We start from the raw sequence: 21,977 nt of genomic DNA on the forward strand, positions 1-21,977 counted from the left end.
CTGTCGTTCGTACGGTTTGTCACTCGGCGATGCGGGTCCGGGTCACCCATCGGTAGACGATCGTCTTCTCCGTACCCGGATCCGTCCGCTCGAAGTGCTCGTAGCCTCCATTGTAATGAATCTTGATCTTGTCGAGGCCAGGGAGGATCCTGCGCCTGCGAAGCTGAAGCGGAAAATTCGTCGGGCCGCCCTCCAGCACGACCTCGATCTCATTCTCCGGATCTGTTACGACGTCGTTGCCGTAAGCCGCAGAGGAATGGTCCATTGCCAGCACCTCTCGCCACAGTCAAGGCACCGATCGGCACCCGCGATAATGCTAGCGAGAGGAAGCGCCTACGGGACCCTAGTCGCTCCCCTATACGACCCCGTTCTTACGCTTTCAGGAGGAGGTTAAGGCGATTGAGCGAGACCATTCCCGGCATGCTTCCCAGCTCGGCAACAGGCCCTTTTCGGCGGCCTCGGCGAGTGACGGCGCGGCCGCGTCGCGATCGGAGAGCACAAGCTCCCCGGCCGGCCACCGCACACCGATGTCGGGATCGAGCGGGTGGACGGTGTGGTCGGCGCCCGGCCGGTACCCGGTGGAGCAGAGATAGGTGACGGTGGCGTCCGGGGAGAGTGCGCAGACCGCGTGTCCGAGCCCTTCGGCCAGGTAGACAGCGTGCCGCCCGACATCGTCGAGCGGCACCGCCACGTGCTGCCCGAAGGTGGGCGAGCCGACGCGTACGTCCACCACCACGTCCAGCACGGATCCGGACACGCAGGTGACGTACTTGGCCTGGCCGGGTGGGACGTCGGCGAAGTGGATGCCGCGGATCACCCCGGCGCGGGAGACGACCAGGTTGGCCTGGGCGATCACCGGTTCATGTCCGATCCGGCGGGCCAGCAGATCCGGGCGGTACCATTCAAGTAGTGCGCCGCGGTCGTCCGGCCACTGCGTCGGCCTGATGAGCCAGGCACCCTCTACGGCCAGGGGTTCGATCTCCACGGCGGCTACTCGCGCAGGGATGCCAGCGCGGAACCCCAGGCGACCAACTGGTTGAGCATCGTGTGGAGCGCCTCCTCCTGGTGAGGGCCGGGCTTGAAGACGCTGAAGTGCTCGAAGTCCGTGAACAGCGAGAGACCCACCTGCGCCTGCACGTCGGCCATCTGCAGTTCGGCGACCACCAACCGCAGATGCTCCACCGCCCGGGTGCCTCCGGCGCTGCCGTAGCTGACGAAGCCTGCTGCCTTGTTGTTCCACTCGGCGTACAGGAAGTCGATCGCGTTCTTCAGAGCCCCGGAGGTCGAGTGGTTGTACTCGGGCGTCACGAAGACGAACGCGTCGAACCCGGCGACCGCGTTGGCCCACGCCCTGGTGTGCTCCTGGCTGTACTGGCCCAGAGAGGCCGGCATGACCTCGTCCAGGTGCGGAAGCTTGTAGTCCAGTAGGTCGATGAGCTGGAACTCGGCATCGCTCCGCTTGGCCGCCACATCGTGCACCCAGCGCGCCACGGCCTCGCCGTTGCGGCGTGGCCGCGTGCTGCCGATGATGATGCCCACCTTGATCACTTCGTCGGTCCTCTCTCGGGATTGACTCGCGGGCCTACATCTAGGCCGCGGCGGTACGCGCAGCGGTGTCGCCGGACATGGCCCGCTCGTGGTCGTCCAACCAGGCGACCGTCTCCCGCAGGCCCAGCAGGAGGGGCCGCGGCGAGAAGTCGATGGTCTCCTTCATCCGGGTCAGGTCCAGCACGCGGTTGGGCGCGCCCGTCGGCTTGTCGGGATTTCGTTGGATCAGCTCCGGACGGCCGGTGAGGCGGAACAGCAGTTGTGCCAGGGCGAGGACCGAGACGGGCTCATCGGTGCCGATGTTCATGGTCGAGTGGCGCCGGCTTTCCACCATCCGCAGGGTGGCTCGGACCAGGTCGTGGACGTGGACGAAGGTACGACTCTGGGAGCCGTCGCCCCAGATCTCCACCGGCCCACCGGAGCGGATCCGCCGCAGCATCGTCGGAATCACTCGCCCGGAGCCGGGCACCGGCCAGTCACCCGGGCCGTAGACGTTGGTGGGGCGTGGCACGAAGATGCGCATGCCGAACTGCTCCCGGTGCAACTCCGCCAGGATCTCCAGGAACGTCTTGGACAATAGGTACCCGTTGGCCGTGTAGCGCATGTCCCGGCGGTAGTCGTCGTCCTCGCGGCGGGGGGTCTCGGACGTGCCCGCGTAGACCTCCGCCGAGCCCATCAGCACCACGTCCGGCACGTCGTACTCGCGGGCGCAGTTGAGCACGTTGGAACCGATGCGCAGATTCGCGTCGAGGATCTGGGCGGAGTGCCGGAGCTTGAACTCGGTGTTGCCGTCGAGCGCGGCGCAGTGGACGATCGCATCCAGCCTCGGGGACACGTACCGACAGGCGGCGCGCAGTTCGGCGTAGTCGAGCAGGTCCAGACGGAGCGTCCGGAGCCTGGGACGGGGGTCCAGGCCGCTGGGCACCTCACGGCGGTGCACGCTGATCACGCGGGCCTCGCGGGCCAGCAGTTCCTCCACGAAGTGCGACCCGATGAAGCCCATCCCGCCGGTGACGAGCACCGTCTTGCCGGCCCATCGGTCAGTCTCCATGAGAGACCTCCCGGCGTCCACCGCTGGTGGCCTCGGCGGTCTGCGACGGCGTCTCGTCGGCACCGTGGGCATCGGCCGTTTCGCCGGGCGGGGGCCCGGGCGGACCCTGCGGGGCGGGCGCGGAGCGCAGCATCACCAGTGCGAGCACGATGCCGATCACCAACACCACCGCCGAGGTCGCGAAGGCGAGGTGGAAGCCGTCGTTGAGCGCGCCGATCGGGTCCGCGCCCTCACCGACCAGGTTGCGGGCCCGCACGTCGGCCACGGTGGCCAGCACCGCGAGCCCGATGGTGCCGCCCGCCATGCCAGAGGTGCTGGCCAGCCCGGATGCGACGCCTGCGGTCTGCGGCGTGGCGGTCGACATGGCGAGCGTCATCACGGCGGGCATCGCCAGACCGGCACCGGCTCCCAGGAACACCGCCATCGGCAGCACGTCCACCAGGTACTCCGCGTTCGCCGGAGCACGGGCGGCGAACAACAGTGCGGCGGCGATCAGCGTCAAGCCGGCCAGCAGGACGTTGCGCGGGCCGAATCGCACGTTGAGCCGGGCGGACAGGCCGAGCGAGACGACCGCCAGCACCACCGCGATCGGTAGGAAGGCGAAACTGGCGCCGACAGGGGTGTAACCCAGCACACGCTGGAGATACAGCGCGCCGAGGAAGTTGAAGCCGAACAGACCGATCGTCATCGTGACCTGCACGAGGTTGGCACCGGAGACAATGCGGCTGCGGAAGAGCGAGAGCGGCACGAGCGGATTGGCGGCCCGCGTCTGGCGGATCACGAAACCGACGAGCAGCGCCACCGAGAGGGTACCGAGGCCGAGGGTGTGGCTGGAGCCCCAGCCGTACTCTCCGACCTTGACGATCGTGTAGACGCCGAGCATCAGCCCGGCGGTCACCAGAAACGCGCCGAGCAGGTCGGCGCCGGCCTTCACACCGAGCCCCCGGTCGCTGATGATCAGAGGGACGGCGAGCGCGACGGCGAGCGCGCCGATCGGCGCATTGATGAAGAAGACCCAGTGCCAGCTGATCCCCTCGGTGAGGATGCCGCCGGCCAGCACGCCGATGGACCCGCCTGCAGCGGCGACGAAGCTGAATGCCGCGATCGCCTGGCCCCGCTCCCGGTCTTCTCGGAAGATGGTGATGACGATGCCCATGACCACCGCGGCGGCCATGGCTGCCCCGCCACCCTGCAGGAACCGGGCGGCGATCAGCATCTCCTGGCTGTTGGCGACGCCGCAGAGCATCGAGGCGACAGTGAAGACGATCAAGCCGGTCATGAAGACCCGTTTGCGACCGAACACGTCGCCGAGCCGCCCGGAGAGCAGCAGCAGGCCGCCGAAGGAGATCGTGTAGGCGTTCACCACCCAGGCCAGGTCGGCCTGGCTGAAGCCGAGGTCCTCCTGGATGGACTTGAGCGCCACGTTGACGATGCTCGTGTCGATGATGACCATCAGCTGCACCGAGCAGAGGACCCCGAAGGCGAGCCAGCGAGACCTGGCGGGCTGCGGAGCGGCGTCGACCATTGTGGTTCCTTCCTGTCGTGCGCGCGTGGCGGCACCGGTCGAACGGACGATACCAGAAAGGTCCGTTCGAGAAGGTTCCGTTGAAGAAAAGCCTTCCCGTTCGGCTTTCAACTGCAGAAACGCCCGTTCGACGCGGTGTCAACGGATGCTGTACGGGTGCGTGAAGACGCCGTGGGGGTCGTACTGGCGCTTCACCCGACGCAGCCGTTCGTAGTTGCGTCCGTAGTGCAGCCGCGCCCAGTCGGCCGGCATCACGGAGCTGGGAAAGTTGATGTAGGCACCGCTGGTCACCCCGGCCAGCGCCGCCGCGACGCCCTGGGTCCACGCCTCGGCCGCAGCCACCCGATCGGCCGGCGGGGTCGGGTCGTCCACACCCACCTGGGCCCCGATCAGGAAGGCGGCGTCCCGGTGCGCCCACGCGGTGCCGTGCGGGGAGCGCTCGGCGGCGACGCCTCCCAGCGCCATGCACTGCAGCCACTGATGCATGCCCGCGTCCAGCCCACGCCGCCAGGCCGCGACCACGCGTGCGGCGGCGCGAGCGGTCAACGGGGCCGCTGCCAGGCGGTACGCCTGGCGCTGGAAACCGGTACGGGGCAGCACCGCGCTCGGGTTGTACCCGACCCGGTGACACTGGTCCACCGTCAGCGACTCGCAGCCGTACGACTGTTTCATCGCCTCGGCGTAGGCCGACTCGTTGACGACGAGGCTCAACGGCGGCCCCCCGGCGCGCTCGGTCAGTTCGGCGAACACCCTGTCCAGCCCGGCGCGGGCACCCAGATGAACACCGGTGATCAGCACCATCTCCGCGCCCCCGCCGTCGACCGGCGGCACCAGGAGCAGTGAGGACCCCAGTTCATGCGGCGCGGCGGCGCACCACGCGGGCCACTCCGCCAGCAGCGTCTCGGCCCGCTCCCCCGGCCACACCGCCGTGTACCGCACCAGGGTGGGCACAGCGATCGGTTGGACCTCGTAGTCGACGACCACGCCGAAGTTGCCACCGCCACCGCCGCGCAGCGCCCAGAACAGGTCGGGCTCCTCGCGGGAGGAGGCACGCACGTACCGCCCGTCGGCGAGCACCACGCCGGCGGAGACCATCCGGTCGCTGCCGAGGCCGAACTTCCGGGTCTGCCAGCCCACGCCGCCGCCGGTGATGAATCCTCCCGCGCAGACCGTGGGACAGGTTCCGGTCACGATCTGTCGACCTCGAGCGGCGAGTGCGGTGAGCGCGTCGATCGACTGCACGCCCGACCCGAGCCGTACGGTCGATGCCCCGACGCCGACGTGGTTGATCCGGGACAGGTCCACGACCAGGCCGGGGCCGGTCGACCAGCCGGCGAGGTTGTGTCCGCCGCTGCGGACACGCAGGGAGACGCCGTGGTCCTGGGTGAAACGGAGGCAGGCCCGCACGTCCGCCGGAGTCTCGCAGTAGGCGACAGCGGCCGGTCGGATCGCGTCGTACTGGGCGATCTGCAACTGTCGGGCGTAGTCGTAACCGGCGTCCGAGGGAAGCACCAGGTCGCCCCGGAGCAGATGCCGCAGACGCCACCAGGGCAGGCCGCCGGCGACTGCCGACCCGCCGGCCCCGACCGCTGCGGTCGCGAGGGCGAGGCTCCCGCCGGCGCGCAGCATCGTACGTCTACTGATCATCGTGGCCCCCTGAATGAGAGAACGTCCCAGAAGAATGGTTATGCCGAATCACGGACCGGACCGGTCGCGTCGCCTGATTCCGGCGCTTATTGACCCGAGCATAGGGACGTAAAGGGCGGGCGGATACCCCACAACGCCCCCTAGCACTCCGGTCAGACCAGGGCGGGAAGCGATTATCGACAGTTCGGCACTCAGTCGTCCGGCAGGTCGAACACCTGCCCGACCGGCCGACCGCCGACCGCGTCGCCACCGACCCTGCACCACGCCGCCCAGCAGGCCGATCCGAGCGTGATTCACTCGTGCGGATCGAGCCGCTGACGCGGGGACACCGGACGGGATCCGGGGCAAGACGGCTGGTGCGGCACGATCAGCTGGACGGTGAGCTGCCACGACTCGGCCGCGGGCGACGCTTCTGAGCCCGCAGGGGTGGCGCGGCGCCGGAGGGCCGACGCCTTGGCGACCTTGAGGGTTGCGCCGAACGAAGGCGGATGCCAAGATGGATGAGTCTCGATTTATGTCGCCGACGTGCCGATAATAGAACGCGCTTCTTATCGCGTCCCCGGCCGATATTCTGGGCCGGGGATCAGTTATGTCGACGGGGGAACATCATGACACTCGGCCCGCAAACCAGCCTATCCGCCGGCTGGGACCGTGAACTGGGAATCAACCTCCACTGTCACGTCCGCGCTTTTCGGGAGGAGTGATACGTGCACTTCAAGGTCCTGGGTGCACTCGAAGTGGAAGCTGTTGGTTCACCTCTCCCGCTCGGCGGGTTCAATCAGCGGGCGGTTCTGGGTCTGCTCCTGTTGCACGCCAACAACACGGTGGCAGCCAGCCGCCTGATCAAGGGCCTCTGGGGCGACACGCCGCCAGCGACGGCTCGCAAGATGCTGCAGAACTACGTGTCTCGGCTGCGGTCGCTGCTGGCCGCCTCGGCACACGGCGAGCGTGCGCCGGTCCTGCTCACGTCACCTCCCGGATACCTGCTGCGGGTGCCGGCTGAAAGCGTCGACCTGATCCGCTTCGAGCGGCTCGTCGAACGCGGCAACGCCGAGGCGCACTCGGGCGGCACCGAAGCGGCCGCCCGCACTCTTCGGGAGGCGTTGGCCCTGTGGCGGGGCCACGCACTGGCGGATCTCGTCGAGTTCGGTATCGAGTGGCCCGAGCTGTCCGCGGTGCAGAACCTCCGGTTCGCCGCGATCGAGGCGTACGTGGATGCCGAGCTCTCTCTCGGCCGGCACCAGGCGGTCCTCGACGAGTTGGAACGGGCCGTCGCCGACGCTCTCCCGCCCCGCGAACGGCTGTGCGGCCAGCTGATGCTCGCTCTCTACCGCAGCGGCCGGCAGGCCGATGCCCTCACCGTCTACCGCCGGCTGCGCGAAACCCTCGCCGACCAGCTCGGTCTGGATCCCGGCCGGGCACTGCAACAGTTGGAGCGGCAGATCCTCGACCACGACCCGTCGCTGATACTGCCGGCTGCCACCGAGGGCGTCGGGGCTGCGCATCCTGCGCGGGTCGCGGCCGTCCCGGCCGCCGGCACGGCGGTTCCGGCGCGGCAGGACCGTGGCGAACCGCCGGCCCACCCGACCCACCAGCCACCGCCGGTTCCGGTCGTCAGCCCCGAACCCGACCAGCCTGACACCGAACCGACTGTCGGCCCGCCGGCACGCCGGAAGGAGCAGGCACCCACCGTGTCGGTGCGGACCGAACGCAAACGGGTGAGTGTCCTGCACATCCGCACCCGGATCGAGTTGCCGCTCGGCACCGACGATCCGGAGGACATGGCGGAGGTGCTGAGCAACCTAGACGGGCTGATCAGATCCGAGGTGGAGCTGCTCGGCGGGCTGGTGCAGAACTTCTGGGCCGTCGGCTCGGCCTGGCTCGCCCTCTTCGGTGTCCCGTCGACCGGTGAGGACGACCCCGAACTGGCGGTGCGGGCGGCGTTGGCCATCCGTGACCGGATCGCCACCGGCCCGTCACCGACCCGCTGCGGTCCGCCACAGGTCGCCGTCCAGATCGCCATCGCCACCGGAGACGCGCTGGTGACATACAAACCCACCGGCGGCGTGGGCGACGGGTCGACCGACGTCCAGGGCAGCATGCTCAACACCAACCTGCGGGTCATCGACGAGGTGCCGCCCGGTGCGATACGGGTCTGCGACGTGACCCGGCAGGCCACCGCGGACGTCTTCCACTACTCGCCGCAGGGCGAACCGACTCCACGTAACCCGGCTCTGCACGCCCATCTGTCCGGGCTCGCGCCGCTGGTCGAACGGGACCGCGAGATGGACATCCTCGGCAATCTCCTGGCGGATACCCACCGCCGGCGCCAACCGAACCTCATGACCCTGCTCGGCGAGGCCGGAATCGGCAAGACCCGACTGGTCACCGAGTGGCTCGCGACCCTGCGACAGGGCGTACCCCCGGCGCGGTTGCTGACCGGCACCTCACCCGGTCCGGGCACGGAGCCGATGGCGCCGCTGCGGGCCATAGCGCGTTCCTTCGCCGGGATCACGGAGACCGACTCCCGCACCGTCGCGGAACGGAAGTTACAGGTCGCCGTCCACGGCCTGCCGCAGACCTCGGGCTCCACCGCGTGGCTGCTCTCCCATCTGCGTACGCTGCTCGGCTGGTCCGAGCCACCGATGCCGACCGCGATCCGCCACTCCTTTCCCGCATGGCGGCTCTTCCTGGAGGCGGTCGCGGTGGAACAGCTCACCGTCGTGGTGCTGGAGGACCTGCACCGAGCCGACGACCTGCTCCTGGACTTCGTGGAGGAGCTGGCAAACCAGACGACGGGCGTACCTCTGTCCATACTCGCCACCGCGCGGCCGGAGCTGTTGCAGCGCAGGCCGTTCTGGGGCGGTGGCATGCGCAACGCCACGGTCATCACGCTGACACCGTTGTCCGCCACCGGTACCTGGCATGTGCTGGAGTCGCTGGCGTTGCACCACGGCATCTGCGCGGGAGCGCAGCAGCCCGGTCCCGGCCCGGTTCCCGGACCGGACCGCGGCCGGGAGGCGGCGGTCAGCGCGCAATGTCGGGCGCTGCTGCGCCGGATCGGCGGCAATCCACTCTTCGCGACCGAGTACTTCCGGATGCATCGTGGTGAGATCCCGGCGGCGTCGGCGGGTTCGGCCCCACCCGTGTCGCAGGAGTACTCCGCCAACAAGCTGTTGGAACTGCCACAGTCGGTCTACAACACGATCGCCGCCCAGCTCGACACGCTGCCCGCCGTGGAGAAGGCGGTACTCCAGGACGCCGCCGTGTTCGGTGACGTGGTGTGGCCTCGTCCGGTCGCTGCGCTCGGCAACCGGGACGCCCAGGAGGTGGCCCGGCGCCTGGAGCAGTTGGAGCGCCGCGACCTGGTCGACCGGGTGCACAGCGCGTCGGTGCTCGGCCAGAACGAGTACGCCTTCCGCAGCATCCTCATCCGTGACGTGGCCTATTCCCAGTTGCCCCGCTCCGTCCGGCTCGACAAGCACCACCAGGCCGCCCGGTGGGTCGAGCATCGGCTGCCAGAGCACCCGCATCTGCTCATCCACCACTACTGGCAGACGATCTCACTCAGCAGGGACGCCGGGCGACCCATCGAAGCGCTCACCCGGCACGCCCGGACGGCGTTCGTCATCGCGGCGGAGCGCACCTCGATGAAGGGGCACCAGCACGCCGCGTCCCGGTACTACCAGGCGGCATTGGAACTGTGCCCGCCCAACGACCCGGGCCGGGCGCAGTTGCTTCGGCGGTACCGGGACGTGGTGCACGTCAGCTGAGCCCGGCGCGGCGGGCGGGTGCCAGGTCAGGCCGCCCGTTGGAGGTAGGCCTCCAACTCCTCCACGGCGCGCGGTGCGCCGCCGGCCTCCCGGGTGTGGGTACGCATCTGCCGGGCCCGCTCCCGCATCTCCGGGTCGTCGGTCACCGCCGCGACCGACTCGCGGAGCAGGTCGGCACTGATCTCGGAGGGGTCGAGTTGACGGGCGATGCCCAGCTCGACAAGGCGCCAGGCGTTCGGCACCACGTCCGGCCACGGCGGCACGACCACCATCGGACATCCCCAGTAGAGCGCCTCGTTCACGCTGCCCATACCGCCGTGGGTGACGAATGCGTCGGCGTGCTCCAACACCTTCAGGTGCGGCACCCACCGGTGGATCTCGACATTCTTGGGCGGCGCGCCCAGGTCGGCCGGGTCCACGCCCCCGCCGACCGAGATCACCACGTGCCACGGACCGTCCGCGAAGGCGGCCAGGCAGGAGCGGAAGAATTCGGTGTCACCGTTGTGCACGGTGCCCAGGGTGACCAGGACCACCGGCCGACCGTCCGACGGTGGCCGCCAGTCGCCGAGGAATCCACGCTCGCCCAGGCACGGCCCGACGAAGGCGAAGCGATCGTCGAAGGTGGCACCGGCCGGCTGGAACTCCCGGGCCAGGAACACCAGGTTCTGCCCTTCGACGGCGGTGACCAGCTCCATCGGGTCCAGGTCGACGCCGTGTGCGGCCAGCATGCCGGCCATCCGGGGGAAGAACTCGGCCATCACGCCGTTGTCCATGCTGGCGGGGCCGGCAGCCTTCATCATCTGCTCCGGGAACGAGTAGTGCTCGTTCGAGGCGAAGACCGGGCTGAGCTGCGTGGCGGGGCGTCCCCAGACCCGGGCGAGGATCCGACCGGCCTGCAGCAACGCGCCGTCGTAGGCCACCAGGTCCGGCGGGGCGTCGGCGAAGTGCTCCCGGGCCGCCCGGATGATGGCCTCACACTCGTCGAGCAGCAGCAACGGGACCCGGCCGGAGTCGGCGCCGCCGATGACCGACATCGGGTCCACCGAGTCGTAGGACAACACCTCGGCACCGGCGGAGCGCACCAGGTCGGCGTACTCGCCGACGGCGGTGTAGACGACCCGGTGGCCGCGCTGGACGAGCCCGGCGACCACGGCCAGGGTCGGGAAGACGTGCCCGCGCGCAGGCATGTTCACCATCAGAATCACGTTACCCATTGGTCTCCATCCAGATCACCAATGCCGGAGTCGGCCCCACGCAAATGACTTGGAAACCCGGGCATCGACCCAACCCGGTTCGTTGCAACGACCGTACCGATGGCATGGATTGATCGTCCACCCCCAACATCTCACCGAGGAAGGGCGATGGCCGGAAAATTACCGGGGGCTTCCCGCGCGAATGCCCATCGCCGGAATACTCGTCAACCATGACGACGGCGGCCTCCTCGACAGCATTTCTCGGGATAGACATCGGCGGCACCAAGGTGGCGTTGCGGGCGGAGGCCGACGGCCGGGAGCCGTATCTGGCCACCGTCACCTGGCCGGCCGGCGACGACCGCGAACGCGACCTGGCGGCACTCGCCGCACAGGTCAGGGAATTGACCGAGGCGTGGGGTCCGGTGATCAGAAGCGTCGGCGTGGCGATGCCCGCCACCACGCACGCCGGCCGGGTGACGGCCTGGCCAGGGCGTCCGGGGTGGACCGGACTCGATCTGGACGCGACACTCGCCGACCTGTTTCCGCAGGCGCAGCGGGCCTGGGCCGACGACGGCGACCTCGCGGCGATCGCGGAAGCGGACGCAGCCGGCGTCTCTCACGCGGTCTACCTGGGCGTCGGCACCGGTATCGGCGGCGGGGTGGTCCTGGCCGGGCAACCGGTGCCGGGGCCACGGGGGTCCTGCGAGGTCGGGCACATCGTGGTCGACCTCGGCGGGACCCGCTGCGACTGCGGTCGCCGGGGCTGTGTGCAGGCGCTGGCCTCCGGTCCGGCCACGCTGCGCCGGGCCACCGAGCTGCGGGGATCGCCGGTCGGCTTCGCCGAACTGCGGGACGGCGTCGCCGCCGGAGCGGAGTGGGCGACGGGCGCCGTCCGGGCGTCGGCGCGCGCCCTGGCTGCTGCGGCGGTCAGCCTCTCGGAGCTGGTACGGCCGTCCGTGCTGATCATCGGGGGTGGATTCGCGGCGGGCACACCGGGCTATGTCGACCAGGTCGCGGCGGCGACAGCCGCGCTGGCCCGGCCCGGTCACCGCACGCCCCCAGTAGCCGCCGCCACGCTGGGCGGGCTCTCCTCGTTACACGGGGCGTTGCTGCTCGCCCGCGCGCGGGGCGAATTGCTCCCGCCAGTCGATCCGTCCTAGACTGTCCTATACCGATCAATCCCGCACGGACCAATGGAGAGTAGACATGGCGACCACGCACCCCGGCACCACCGTTGAGCAGCGCACCTCTGGAAAGCAGATCTGGCTGGCCGGCCTGCTCGCCGCCCTCGTCTCGACGGTCATCAACGTGGTGCTGGCGCTCGTCCTGCGCGCCGCGCTCGACATCAGTGACGAGTTCAGCCAACTCCAGCCGGTGGCGGTGGTGCTCAACACCGTGGTGGCGACCCTGCTCGGCACCGCCCTCTATCAGCTGATCAGCCGGCGCGCCCGGCGTCCCTTGCGCACCTTCGCGATCGTCGTCGGTGTGGTGCTGGTGATCAGCATGGTGCCGCCGCTGCTGCTGCTCGGCATGGAGTCCTCGCCGCACTACCCCGGGCTCAGCAACGCCGCGGCCCTGGCGCTCCTGCCTCTGCACCTCCCGCCGGCCGCAGTGCTGCTGTACCTGCTCAGCCGGTTGCGCCGTCCCTGACGTCGCGGTCGCGGACACCGGCTCGCCGCCGACGACAGCGCGTGTGCACACCCGGTGTCCGCAGACCCACCGCCCGAACAGTTCGTCACCGGGCGGAAACATTAGCAACATCGAGCGATGGGTGGCCTGTTGCTCGATGGTGGACAACAATTTTCCGTCTCTCGACGATCGCTGGATAGGCTCGACCGGCACACGATGCGCCTCGATGGCTGACGCCACAACTGATCGATCTCGGGGGAACGATGCAGCTGGTCGAAAGAGACGGGCATTTCACACAGCTAGACAAACATGTCTCAGAGTTTGTTTCCGGAGCAGGTCGGCTCATTCTTCTGCACGGTCCGGTCGGAACGGGAAAAACCGCACTACTGCAGTATTGCGTAGATCGGGCGGCGGCAGCAGGCGCTCTCGTGTTGAGCGCGGTCGGCTCAGCCGCCGAGGAGTCGCTGCCCTTCGGCGTGCTGGGACAGTTGCTCCGTGGTTCCCCGCTGCCGGCCGAGGTGGTGGCCCGGCTCTGTCCCGCCGCGCGCGCCGCGGACCAGACCGCGCCGGACGAGGCGGAGACCCTGCGGCTGTTCCACCGGCTCTGCGTGGCCCTGCTGGACCTGGCCGGACAGCGTCCACTCGTCGTCACCGTGGACGACCTGCAGCACACCGACGACGCCTCGATGCAGTTCATCGTGCACCTGGCAAGGCGGGTGCACACCGCACCGGTGCTGGTGGTCGTCACCGACGACCTCGACCAGCGCCCCGACCGGTGGTCACTCCGCTCGACGCTGCGACGTCAGCCCAACGTGCACGCCACCGGCGTGGGCCCGCTCTCCCCTGGCGGGGTCGCCGAGCTGATCCGACGGAATCTGGGCGAACCTGCCGCTCGTCGACTCGCGACCGGACTCACGACGTTCAGTGGCGGGAACCCGGCCCTGCTGGAGGCGCTCGTCGAGGACCATCGCTCCGGCGGCGACGTACGCGTCCAGGGCTACGGCAGGACGTTGCTGGTCTGTCTGCACCGCAGCGATCCGGAGGTGCTGCGGGTGGCCCGGGGCCTGGCCGTCCTCGGTGACGACGCCGGGCCGGCCGGCCTGAGCCAGTTGACCGGGCTGGACTTCGACGCGGTCGGACACGCGCTGCACACCATGGTCACCGCACGGTTCCTCGTCGACAACGGTTTCCGACATCCGGCCGGGCGGACCGCGGTTCTGGACGACCTCAGCGCCGACGAGCACGCCTCGTTGCACCTGCGCGCCGCCCGACAGTTGCACGATCTCGGTCACGCGGTGACCGTGGTGGCCCGCCTCCTCGTTGACGCCGACCGGGTCGAGGACCCCTGGTCGATTTCCGTGCTGCTCGCGGCGGCCGAACACGCGCTGGTCGGTGACGACCCCCACACGGCCACCCGGTGCCTGGAACTCGCGCACCGGGAGTCCCATGAGCCCGGCGAGCGCCTCACCATCCTGGCCCGGCTGACTCAGGCGCAGTGGCCGCTCAACCCGCTGGCGGTCACTCGGCACCTCGCCACGTTGGCCGCCCCGGCGAACGCGGCCCGGCTGAGCCGGCAGGACCGGACCGCGACCGTCCGCCAGCTACTCTGGCACGGCCGCACGGCCGAGGCGGTGCCGGTGCTGCAAGGGTTGCGTGAGACCAACACCGGGACGGCACCGGAGGCCGCCGCCGAGCTCGCCGACACCGAGCTGTGGCTGGCGCACCTGCACCCACCCCTCGCCCGACGGGGCGCTCCGGCCGCCTCGCTGAACGCACGGCGGCCGGTCCCGGTGACCACGCGGACCGACCCCTGGTTGCGTGCCGCCGCCACCATGTCCGAGCTCCTCGGCCGCGGGCAGTTCGGCAAGGCGGCCGACCACGCCCAGACGGTACTGCGGGACCTGCGCCTGCGGCGCGGCACCGCCTGGACCGAGGAGGCGGCGCTGTTGGCGCTCCGGACCCTCGTCTCGGTCGACCAGTGGGACGTGGCGGGCGACTGGTGCACCCGCCTGCGCGGGGACTGCGACGAGTCGACCGCGCCGACCTGGCGGGCCATCTTCGCCGTCGCCGCCGCCGGCCTGGCGTTTCGTCAGGGCGACATGCCGGCTGCGCGCGAACTGGCGGAGGAGGCGATGACGGTCCTCTCACCGAGGGCCTGGGGCGTGGCGGCGAGCCTGCCGGTGGCGTTGGCGACGCGTGCGGCGACGCGGATGGGACGGTTCGACGAGGCCACCCGGTATCTCGCGCTCCTGGTCCCGGAGACGCTCTTCGAGACCACGTACGGCCTGGACTACCTGCACGCCCGGGGCGACCACTACCTGGCCACCAACCACCCGCACGCGGCGCTGTCCGACTTTCTGGCCTGTGGCGAGCTGATCCAGACGTGGGACCTCGCACTCGCCGCGCCGGTGCTCTGGCGGACCAGCGCAGCCGAGGCGTGGCTACGGCTCGGCAACCACGACCAGGCCGGACGGCTCATCTACGACCAGCTGGCCCGTCCCGAGGCGTCGAATCCCCGGGTCCGCGGCACGGCGCTGCGGTTGCTCGCGCTGATCAGCCCGCTCGCGCGGCGCCCCGCGATCCTCACCGAGGCGATGGAGCTGTTCGAGGCCTGCGGCGACCGGTACGAGATGGCCCGGGTGCTGGCGACGTTGAGCCGTACCCTGCACACCACCAACAACCGGCGCCGGGCGCGTACCATCTTCCGCCGCGCCTGGCACGTCGCGAAGATGTGCGGCGCCACGCCGATCTGCAACGAGCTGCTCGCCATCGACGGCGACCTGGGCGCGCTGGACGGAGTCTCGTCCAGTTCCGACAGCGTGGAAGCGCTGACCGACTCCGAGCGCCGCGTCGCCTCGCTCGCCGTGATGGGCTACACCAACCGCGAGATCGCCATGAAGCTGTTCATCACCGCGAGCACAGTGGAGCAGCACCTCACCCGCGTCTACCGGAAGCTCGGCGTACGCCAACGCAAGGAGCTGCCGGCCAACCTGTCGGTCGAGACGGCCTCGACGCGGCGTCGACGGCTCAGCTCCTGAACCGTCGGGACAGACAAGCAGCGTCGAAGGGAGATTTCGCCGTGACATCAGCGACCAACGCGCCGCCGCGACATGCGGCGCCCGCCGCCCTGCCTCCTGGCTTGCGGGAAGTCGTCGACCGGGCGTTTGCCCGCTCCGCCGCGCAGCAACCGGCCTGGCCCGACCTCGCGGCGGCCCGTGAGGTGGTCGACGCTCTGGCCGGGGCGCCCACCGTCACCACACCGGAGGAGACCGACCGGTTGGGTGAGCTGCTTCGCGCCGTGGCTCGCGGCGAGGCGTTCCTGTTACAGGGCGGCGACTGCGCGGAGTCCTTCAGCGACGACTCGGCGCACGTGCGGGCCACGGTACGAATCCTGTCGCAGATGGCGGATGTCATCGCCGCCACCGGACCGCCGGTCGTCGTCGTGGGCCGGTTCGCCGGCCAGTACGCCAAGCCGCGCTCGGCCCAGGTCGACGCGCTCGGGCTGCCGGTGTACCGCGGCGACATCGTGCATTCGGCGCATCCCACACCCGCCGCCCGCCGACCCGACCCGACGCGGATGCTGCACGCCCACGACCGGTCACGGGCCACCATCGAGTTGGTCCGCGCGCTGACCGGGGAACCTGCCGGTCGGGAGATCTTCGCCAGCCACGAGGCGTTGCTGCTGGACTACGAACGCTCCGCGCTGCGGGTGGTGGAGACATCGGGCGGACCGCGGCTCTATGCCAGCTCCGGGCATCAGCTCTGGGTCGGCGAGCGGACCCGGCAACCGGACGGCGCCCACGTGGCCGTCGCCGAGCTGATAGCGAACCCGGTGGGTGTGAAGATCGGCCCGTCAACCACACCGGACCAGGTCCTGGAGTACGTACGCCGCCTCGATCCGCACCGTCGCCCGGGCCGACTGACCCTGATCGCCCGGATGGGTGCCGGGCGTGTTCGGGACGCCCTTCCGCCGCTGGTCGCCGCCGTGGCGGGATCCGGCCACGAGGTGATCTGGCAGTGCGACCCGATGCACGGCAACACCGAGGAGTCGGCGGCTGGCTACAAGACACGGCGCTTCGACCGGGTCGTCGACGAGTTGACCGGGTTCTTCGAGGTGCACCGGCAGGCCGGCACCTGGCCGGGCGGCGTACACGTGGAGCTGACCGGGGAAGACGTGACGGAGTGCCTCGGCGGGCCCGGCCAGCTGACCGAGGCGGAGTTGGCCGGTCGTTACGAGACTCCCTGCGACTCGCGTCTGAACGGCGCCCAGTCGATCGAACTCGCCACCGTCGTCGCCGGTCTGCTGAGCGACTGACCGCGAAGGGAAGGCCCCCGGCGCACTGCCGGGGGCCCTCCCTTCATTGGGCCTGGGCGCGGTGGAACGGGCCCTAGAGGGGAGCGGCGCCGCCGGGCCTACCGGATGGGAGCACCCGCAGGATGCCCCACATACCGGCCGCGGCGAACGGCGCCCGGGCATCGGCGTACAGGTAGTCGCCGCTGTTGCCGGCTCCTCCCCCGGCCCCACCCAGCCTGGCGTCCACCGTCTCGCCCGCACCGAGGGTGCGGGTCGAGACCTGCGGCGAGCCGTGGAGGCGTGGCTCCGGCCGGAACGCGTGCCCGCTGACCGTGAACGGATGGAGTTGGTCGGAGGCGCCCACGCCGACGCGCAGAACCACCGGGTCGCCGGTGATCGCACGCAGGACCGGCGTGCGGGGCTCACCGTGGTCCGCCGAGCTGAACGCCGTACCGAAGGAGCCGGTCACCGACGCCCGTGTGTAGTCGTCGGGATGAGCCGTCAGTCCCAGCCGCTCGGTCAACGGTTCGCTGCGGTAGTTGACGTGGCTGTAGGCCTTGTCGGCCGATCCCGCGTTGCCCTCGGTGCCGGGTGGCGCGCCGGGCACCGGGGGGATCTGCCGGTTGGCCGCCGTCGGGCTGTTCACGCCGCTGCCGGCGACGAACTCGCCGTAGGGCAGGACACCGCGCGCGAAGTGCTGGTCGGTGGTCTGCATGAGCAGCGCGAACTCGCGAAACGCCGGTGCGCCGGGGGGCCGGATGACCGCCCCGGTGCTGGTGGCGTCCGGTCCGAGCGGTTTCCCGGTCGTACTGTCCGACCAGGTGGAACCGGCCGGCTCCACGATCAGCATGCCGTACCCGCCGTGCCGTAGCGACGCCACTGACGCCAGGTTCTGGAACAACGAGGCGCCCAGTTCCCGGTCGGCGTGGAAGGTGTACGTCGCCGTCTGCCCGGGCGCCACGGTCGGATCCGGGTTCAGGCCGATCGCGGCCCCTGCGGCCAGTTGCTGGTCGCGCAGCAGCTTGGCCAGGTCCAGTCCGGCGCGGTGGCCGCCGTAGCGGGAACCGGGCGTGGTCTGGTTGCGCAGCGTCAGCACCACACAGTCCCCTGCGTTCGCCCGCAGCACCAGCGGTTCGACCGATTTGTGTCCGGCTCTGACGGCGGCGACGTCTGCGGTGAGGACATAGATCACACCGTGCGGATCCGCGTTCGGGGCGGTGGGTAGCTCCTGGTTGATGACGGAGACGTCGTACCGGAGCTGGCGGGCCGGGCCGGGGCAGGTCGGCGACGTCGCGGTGACCACCGTGGGGTCCGGTGTGCCGTCGGCCCGTCTGGCCGACACCGGATCCGGACCGGGTGCCGCCTGGGTGTCTCCGGTCGCGGGTCGCTGTCGCGGGAAGCCCGCCCCCGGTGCCGGTGGTCGGTGTCCGGGCAACGGCCGAAGGTCGGCCTGGCGCCGGTCGTGTACCCGGAACAGCCCCCACGCGCCGCTGTCGAGCGCGAACGTTCGGGTGCTGTAGTACAGGTAGTCACCCGGGCTGCGCGCCGGACCGCCGGCACCGCCGTCCATCACGAAGTCGAACCGCTCGGAGATGCCGGTGGTGGCCGTGTCGACGAGTTGCCCGGCACGGTCGAAACGCTCCTTGCGGAACCGATGGCCCTGTACCCGCAGCGACTCCGCCCGGTCGTTGACCCCGACGGTGCGGATCACCACCGGGTCGCCCAGGTAGGCCCGGAGCACCGGAGTGTCCGGATCGCCGTACTTGACGGAGGAGAAGACGTACGGGTCCACCGTGGTCACCGTGGCGCGGACGGTGTTCGCGTCCGCCTGTTCGGGCGGAGCCGGGGTACGGGTGAAGGCGTTGCGACATCGTGCCCCGTTGTACTCGCGTCGCTGGTCGGTGGTGGTGGGGTCGGCCGGCGTCGCTCCCGGCGGTGTTCGCTCGCCGAGCGGGGCGGCTCGCAGGTTGATGCTTCCCTCCTCGCACTCCTGCCCGGCGTTGAAGGGATTCAGCCCGTCGACCGAGGGCGGTGCGGTCAGCTCGGTGCGGCCACGCCTGCCGTTGTGCAAGAAGATCGTGAACTCGCGGAACGCGCCGGACTGGCCGACCCCGACCGACCCCGACCGGTTCACCACGTCGACGATCGTGCCGCTCTTGACCTGCTTGCCGGTGCGGGGATCGTGGTAGGTGGAGCCGGGCGGCTCGACGATGTGGGCGGCGAAGAGCCCGTGCGCCCACGACCGGATGGCATCCACGTGGTCGTGCCAGAAGACGGTGCCGGTGTCCATGTCGGAATACCACCGGTACTGCACGAACTCCACTGTCACCGGCTCGCCGGCCGTGTGTCTCTTCGTCAGCGGTCGGTCCAGGACGAGCCGGTCACCGTCGATGGCCGTCACCGTCCGCACCTCGACGTTCTTCCGGCCGACACCGATGCCGATCGCGACACCGGGACGCAGCTTCCCGACCGTGTCCACGGTGATGTGCCTGCCCGACGCGGAGGTGAGTCGGCGGCCGTCCCGGCCCGCCGCGAAGACGGACTGCTCGTACGCGAAGCCCGCCACCACACCGTCGGACCCGAGCGGATCGAAGAGCACCAGGTGCGTGTGCATGTTCACCTTGCTCTGTGCCGCCGGGTCAAGTTCGCTGCCGAAGGTCAGCGCCACGCAGTCGCCGACGTTCGAACGGATCACGAGGGGATCGACGGGTTTGGTGCCGGCGCGTACCGCGTCCTTGTCCTCGTTGAGCACGAAGATCCGACCGTGATCGTCTCGTTCGCGCGCGGTGGACTGCACCGCGACCGATATCGCGGTGATGTCGAACCGTCGCACCGGGGCGCGCTGCGGACAGATCCCGTTCGGGCTGTCGCGCCCGGCAGTGTCCCCGAGACCCGGCGTGCCGGAGTGGCCGCCCGGGGCGAACGGTGGACGCATGCCCAGATGCGGGCGCAGCATCGGGTACGCCGGCCGTCCGGTCGTCGGGTTGAACAGGATCTCGGGCCGCGTGCCGGGGTTGTTCGGGCGGTAGTTGGCCCATGTCTCGGTCGTCTCCGGCTCGCCGAGGTATACCGGGGCGTTCGCCGGGCCCGACCGCACCCAGTCCCATACGGTCGCGTCGTCCGGATCGGGGGTGCCGGTCTCGGTGCCCCACCGGGCGCCCGGTGGCGGCAGGTACCCCTCGACGAGGGTCTCCAGCGCCACCTGTCGAGAGGGGTCTCTGAGACGCGCGCGGGGGACCACCTCCCGGCCCTGCACCCGATGGCCGATCAGTTGCGCCGAGGTCACGCCGACGGGCGGGGCCGCGGCCCCGGGCAAGGGCGCGAGGTCGGGTTGTGCGGTGTCGAAGACCCGCCACAGTCCCCACATGCCGGCGACGTAGTGCTGCCCGATGTGACAGTGGTAGAGGAAGTCCCCCGCCGCCTGCTGGCAGCCGCCAGCGCCGCACTCGTGCACCAGGTCGAAGCTCTCCCGCGGACTGATCGTCTGTGAGTCCAGTCGGATCGTGGTACCTGCGTCGGCGCCGTCGGGGTTGGCCAGCCAGCGCGTTCCGCCGCCGTGCACGTGGTGGACGTGCAACTGCTCGAACCCGGCGTGCACGACCCGGGTCTTCGTCGGTTCGCCCAGGTAGGAACGCGGCATCGGGGTGGCCGGGTCACCGTAGGTGTAGGAGCTGTACGCCAGGGACTTGTTCGCCTGCTGCGCCGCGCTGCCGCGTCGAGCCTCCAACTGGAGTCGACGGTGGAACGACTCGCTGCGGTAGTTGATCGCGCGGCTGGCCGGTCGGTAGGCGCTGGTGCCTCCGCCGCCCTCGGTCGGGACCTGGGGTATGGGCGGGCGGACGTCGAACATCGGCAGCGGTCGCCCGTACTGCTCCTGGTCGCCGACGGGTACTCCCGGATCCTGACCGATCGGGATGCCCTCGTCGTTCTCCCGCAGTGGACGCCGCAGGTTGAAGTTCACGTCGCCGATCTCGTGGTACATCAGCGTGAACTCGCGGAAGGCGGGTCCGGCACCGGGTTTGACCATCGCCTCCCAGTTGTTCCAGCCGGTGTCCGAGGTACGGTCGACACCCGTGACCGGGTCGTACCACCGGGCTCCGGCGGGTTCGGCGACCAGCGCGCCGAAGAGCCCGTGGGCGGTCAACTGGGTCGACTCACCGCCGCTCTGGAAGACCTTCGCGCCCTCCCCCATCGACGGGTCCAAGAAGTAACGGTACTGGCGGGTCTGCCCGGGTGCGACCATCACCGCGACGGGATTCGCGCCGACCGCCTGCCCACCGTCGCCGCCGGCCGCGTCGTACGCGACCCCGGACATGTCGATGGAGACCGACGGCACGCCGCCGGGCTGTAGCAGCGCCGGGTTGCCGAGCGGACCGCCGCGCGGCGTCATGGTGAGCTTGTTGGTGAGGTTGATGACCACGCACTCGCCCAGACGGGCACGAATCACCAACGGCTGGATCGGGTCCTGGCCGAGTCCGACAGAGACCTTCGCGGCGGCGGGGTCGTCCCGATCCATCGCCGAGGCGGCCAGCAGCGCGGCCTCTTGGCGGCGCACGTCGTCCTCCCGCTCGGCGAGGACGTACATGAAGCCGTACGGGTCGTGGTCGCCGAACCGGTTGACCGTGATGTCCAGGTTGATCGCCGAGACGTCGAAGGTACGGCGCGCGGCGTTGTCGCAGCCGGTGGGGCCGGCCCAGACCGGCTCCGCGCCGGCCGTCGGCACCACGAGCAGGGCCGACAGCAGCAGCCCGGTGGCGGCCAGCCGACCCGGCACGCGCCGGTCACCGGGGCCGGGTGGACGTGCGAGGTCATCCCGGACGCGGTGCAGGCCGTACTCGGCGAACAGCACGCAGATCGTGGCGACCAGCAGCAGCACCGGGGCCGCCCGGACGGCGGTCGCGAGCGCCTCCGCCAGCGGGCGCGTCGCGCTGTCCCCGGTGGCGGTGCGGAGGAATGCCTGTACCGCTGCGGCCGGCACGTAGAACACGACCGCGGTGACCGCGAGTGCCGCGGACCGGACGGCCCGGTCGCCGATGGCGCCGCGGACACGGTCGCGCGGCACGGTCAGCGAATCGACCAGACCCACCGCCATGGCCATCAGCGGCAGCGCGACGGCCACGTCCACCAGCAGACGTCCGACCATCCCCGGAAGGGGGTCGGTGAACAGGCCACGGTGCAGCCAGAACGCAGCGCCGACGGCCAGCAGCAACGCCGGCAGCAGTGTGCTGCGGTAGCCGTCGGGGCCGGCACGGCGGGTACGGGCGATTCCAGTCCCGGTTTCGGGCAGGGTGGACCGACGCGATACGCGCATCGAGGA

General features: G+C 70.4%; 13 protein-coding genes. 5 read left to right on the forward strand and 8 right to left on the reverse strand.

The genetic code is table 11. The features are described from left to right. Nucleotides 1–19: 19 nt before the first annotated feature. The 6 genes from ACZ31C_RS05550 to ACZ31C_RS05575 all read right to left on the reverse strand — a co-directional run bounded on the left by ACZ31C_RS05550 (nucleotide 20) and on the right by ACZ31C_RS05575 (nucleotide 5,771). Nucleotides 20–265 (reverse strand): DUF5988 family protein, encoded by a 246-nt coding sequence (locus ACZ31C_RS05550; protein WP_396752250.1) that lies wholly within the window; start codon nucleotides 263–265, stop codon nucleotides 20–22. Nucleotides 266–379: 114 nt separating this feature from the next. After that, nucleotides 380–985, reverse strand: coding sequence for a dTDP-4-dehydrorhamnose 3,5-epimerase family protein (locus ACZ31C_RS05555; protein WP_465794312.1), 606 nt, complete (start codon nucleotides 983–985; stop codon nucleotides 380–382). A 5-nt stretch (nucleotides 986–990) separates the two neighbouring features. Then, nucleotides 991–1,548, reverse strand: a complete 558-nt coding sequence (locus ACZ31C_RS05560) for an NADPH-dependent FMN reductase (RefSeq protein WP_396752255.1) — start codon at nucleotides 1,546–1,548, stop codon at nucleotides 991–993. A gap of 40 nt (nucleotides 1,549–1,588) precedes the next feature. Next, nucleotides 1,589–2,599 carry an NAD-dependent epimerase/dehydratase family protein gene (locus ACZ31C_RS05565; protein WP_465794313.1) on the reverse strand — a complete coding sequence of 337 codons (1,011 nt, stop codon included), beginning with the start codon at nucleotides 2,597–2,599 and terminating at the stop codon, nucleotides 1,589–1,591. Next, the gene (locus ACZ31C_RS05570) at nucleotides 2,589–4,235 is read right to left on the reverse strand and encodes an MFS transporter (RefSeq protein ID WP_465794314.1); all 1,647 of its coding nucleotides are present in this window, start codon (nucleotides 4,233–4,235) and stop codon (nucleotides 2,589–2,591) included. The genes ACZ31C_RS05565 and ACZ31C_RS05570 overlap by 11 nt, the downstream gene beginning before the upstream one ends. 27 nt (nucleotides 4,236–4,262) lie before the next feature. Further along, nucleotides 4,263–5,771 (reverse strand): FAD-binding oxidoreductase, encoded by a 1,509-nt coding sequence (locus tag ACZ31C_RS05575; protein WP_465794315.1) that lies wholly within the window; start codon nucleotides 5,769–5,771, stop codon nucleotides 4,263–4,265. 707 nt (nucleotides 5,772–6,478) lie between these two features. On the opposite strand from ACZ31C_RS05575, the gene ACZ31C_RS05580 reads away from it, so the two are divergent. After that, nucleotides 6,479–9,544: a BTAD domain-containing putative transcriptional regulator gene (locus ACZ31C_RS05580; protein WP_465794316.1), complete on the forward strand. Its 3,066-nt coding sequence runs from the start codon at nucleotides 6,479–6,481 to the stop codon at nucleotides 9,542–9,544. Nucleotides 9,545–9,570: 26 nt separating this feature from the next. Here ACZ31C_RS05580 and ACZ31C_RS05585 read toward each other — a convergent pair whose 3' ends face one another. Further along, nucleotides 9,571–10,740 carry a macrolide family glycosyltransferase gene (locus ACZ31C_RS05585; protein WP_465794317.1) on the reverse strand — a complete coding sequence of 390 codons (1,170 nt, stop codon included), beginning with the start codon at nucleotides 10,738–10,740 and terminating at the stop codon, nucleotides 9,571–9,573. A gap of 227 nt (nucleotides 10,741–10,967) precedes the next feature. Between ACZ31C_RS05585 and ACZ31C_RS05590 the strand changes: the two genes are divergently transcribed. The 4 genes from ACZ31C_RS05590 to ACZ31C_RS05605 all read left to right on the forward strand — a co-directional run bounded on the left by ACZ31C_RS05590 (nucleotide 10,968) and on the right by ACZ31C_RS05605 (nucleotide 16,681). Continuing rightward, nucleotides 10,968–11,897 carry an ROK family protein gene (locus ACZ31C_RS05590; protein WP_465794318.1) on the forward strand — a complete coding sequence of 310 codons (930 nt, stop codon included), beginning with the start codon at nucleotides 10,968–10,970 and terminating at the stop codon, nucleotides 11,895–11,897. A 46-nt stretch (nucleotides 11,898–11,943) separates the two neighbouring features. Then, nucleotides 11,944–12,387, forward strand: a complete 444-nt coding sequence (locus tag ACZ31C_RS05595) for a DUF6069 family protein (RefSeq protein ID WP_396752271.1) — start codon at nucleotides 11,944–11,946, stop codon at nucleotides 12,385–12,387. A 242-nt stretch (nucleotides 12,388–12,629) separates the two neighbouring features. Next, nucleotides 12,630–15,404, forward strand: coding sequence for an AAA family ATPase (locus tag ACZ31C_RS05600; protein WP_465794319.1), 2,775 nt, complete (start codon nucleotides 12,630–12,632; stop codon nucleotides 15,402–15,404). 41 nt (nucleotides 15,405–15,445) lie between these two features. Then, nucleotides 15,446–16,681, forward strand: a complete 1,236-nt coding sequence (locus tag ACZ31C_RS05605; RefSeq protein ID WP_465794320.1) for a 3-deoxy-7-phosphoheptulonate synthase — start codon at nucleotides 15,446–15,448, stop codon at nucleotides 16,679–16,681. Between the two features lie 73 nt (nucleotides 16,682–16,754). Here the strand turns inward: ACZ31C_RS05605 and ACZ31C_RS05610 are convergent, their stop codons facing one another. Beyond that, on the reverse strand, nucleotides 16,755–21,971 hold the full coding sequence (locus tag ACZ31C_RS05610) for a hypothetical protein (protein WP_465794321.1): 5,217 nt from the start codon (nucleotides 21,969–21,971) through the stop codon (nucleotides 16,755–16,757). Nucleotides 21,972–21,977: the final 6 nt, after the last annotated feature.

It is taken from the genome of Micromonospora sp. NPDC023869, assembly GCF_055559695.1.

Excerpts from the sequence above, each read along its gene's own strand:
- ACZ31C_RS05590 (WP_465794318.1), top strand. The coding sequence starts at position 10,968 with ATGACGACGGCGGCCTCCTCGACAGCATTTCTCGGGATAGACATCGGC.
- ACZ31C_RS05565 (WP_465794313.1), bottom strand. The coding sequence starts at position 2,599 with ATGGAGACTGACCGATGGGCCGGCAAGACGGTGCTCGTCACCGGCGGG.
- ACZ31C_RS05610 (WP_465794321.1), bottom strand. The coding sequence starts at position 21,971 with ATGCGCGTATCGCGTCGGTCCACCCTGCCCGAAACCGGGACTGGAATC.
- ACZ31C_RS05600 (WP_465794319.1), top strand. The coding sequence starts at position 12,630 with ATGCAGCTGGTCGAAAGAGACGGGCATTTCACACAGCTAGACAAACAT.
- ACZ31C_RS05550 (WP_396752250.1), bottom strand. The coding sequence starts at position 265 with ATGGACCATTCCTCTGCGGCTTACGGCAACGACGTCGTAACAGATCCG.
- ACZ31C_RS05595 (WP_396752271.1), top strand. The coding sequence starts at position 11,944 with ATGGCGACCACGCACCCCGGCACCACCGTTGAGCAGCGCACCTCTGGA.
- ACZ31C_RS05585 (WP_465794317.1), bottom strand. The coding sequence starts at position 10,740 with ATGGTGAACATGCCTGCGCGCGGGCACGTCTTCCCGACCCTGGCCGTG.
- ACZ31C_RS05575 (WP_465794315.1), bottom strand. The coding sequence starts at position 5,771 with ATGATCAGTAGACGTACGATGCTGCGCGCCGGCGGGAGCCTCGCCCTC.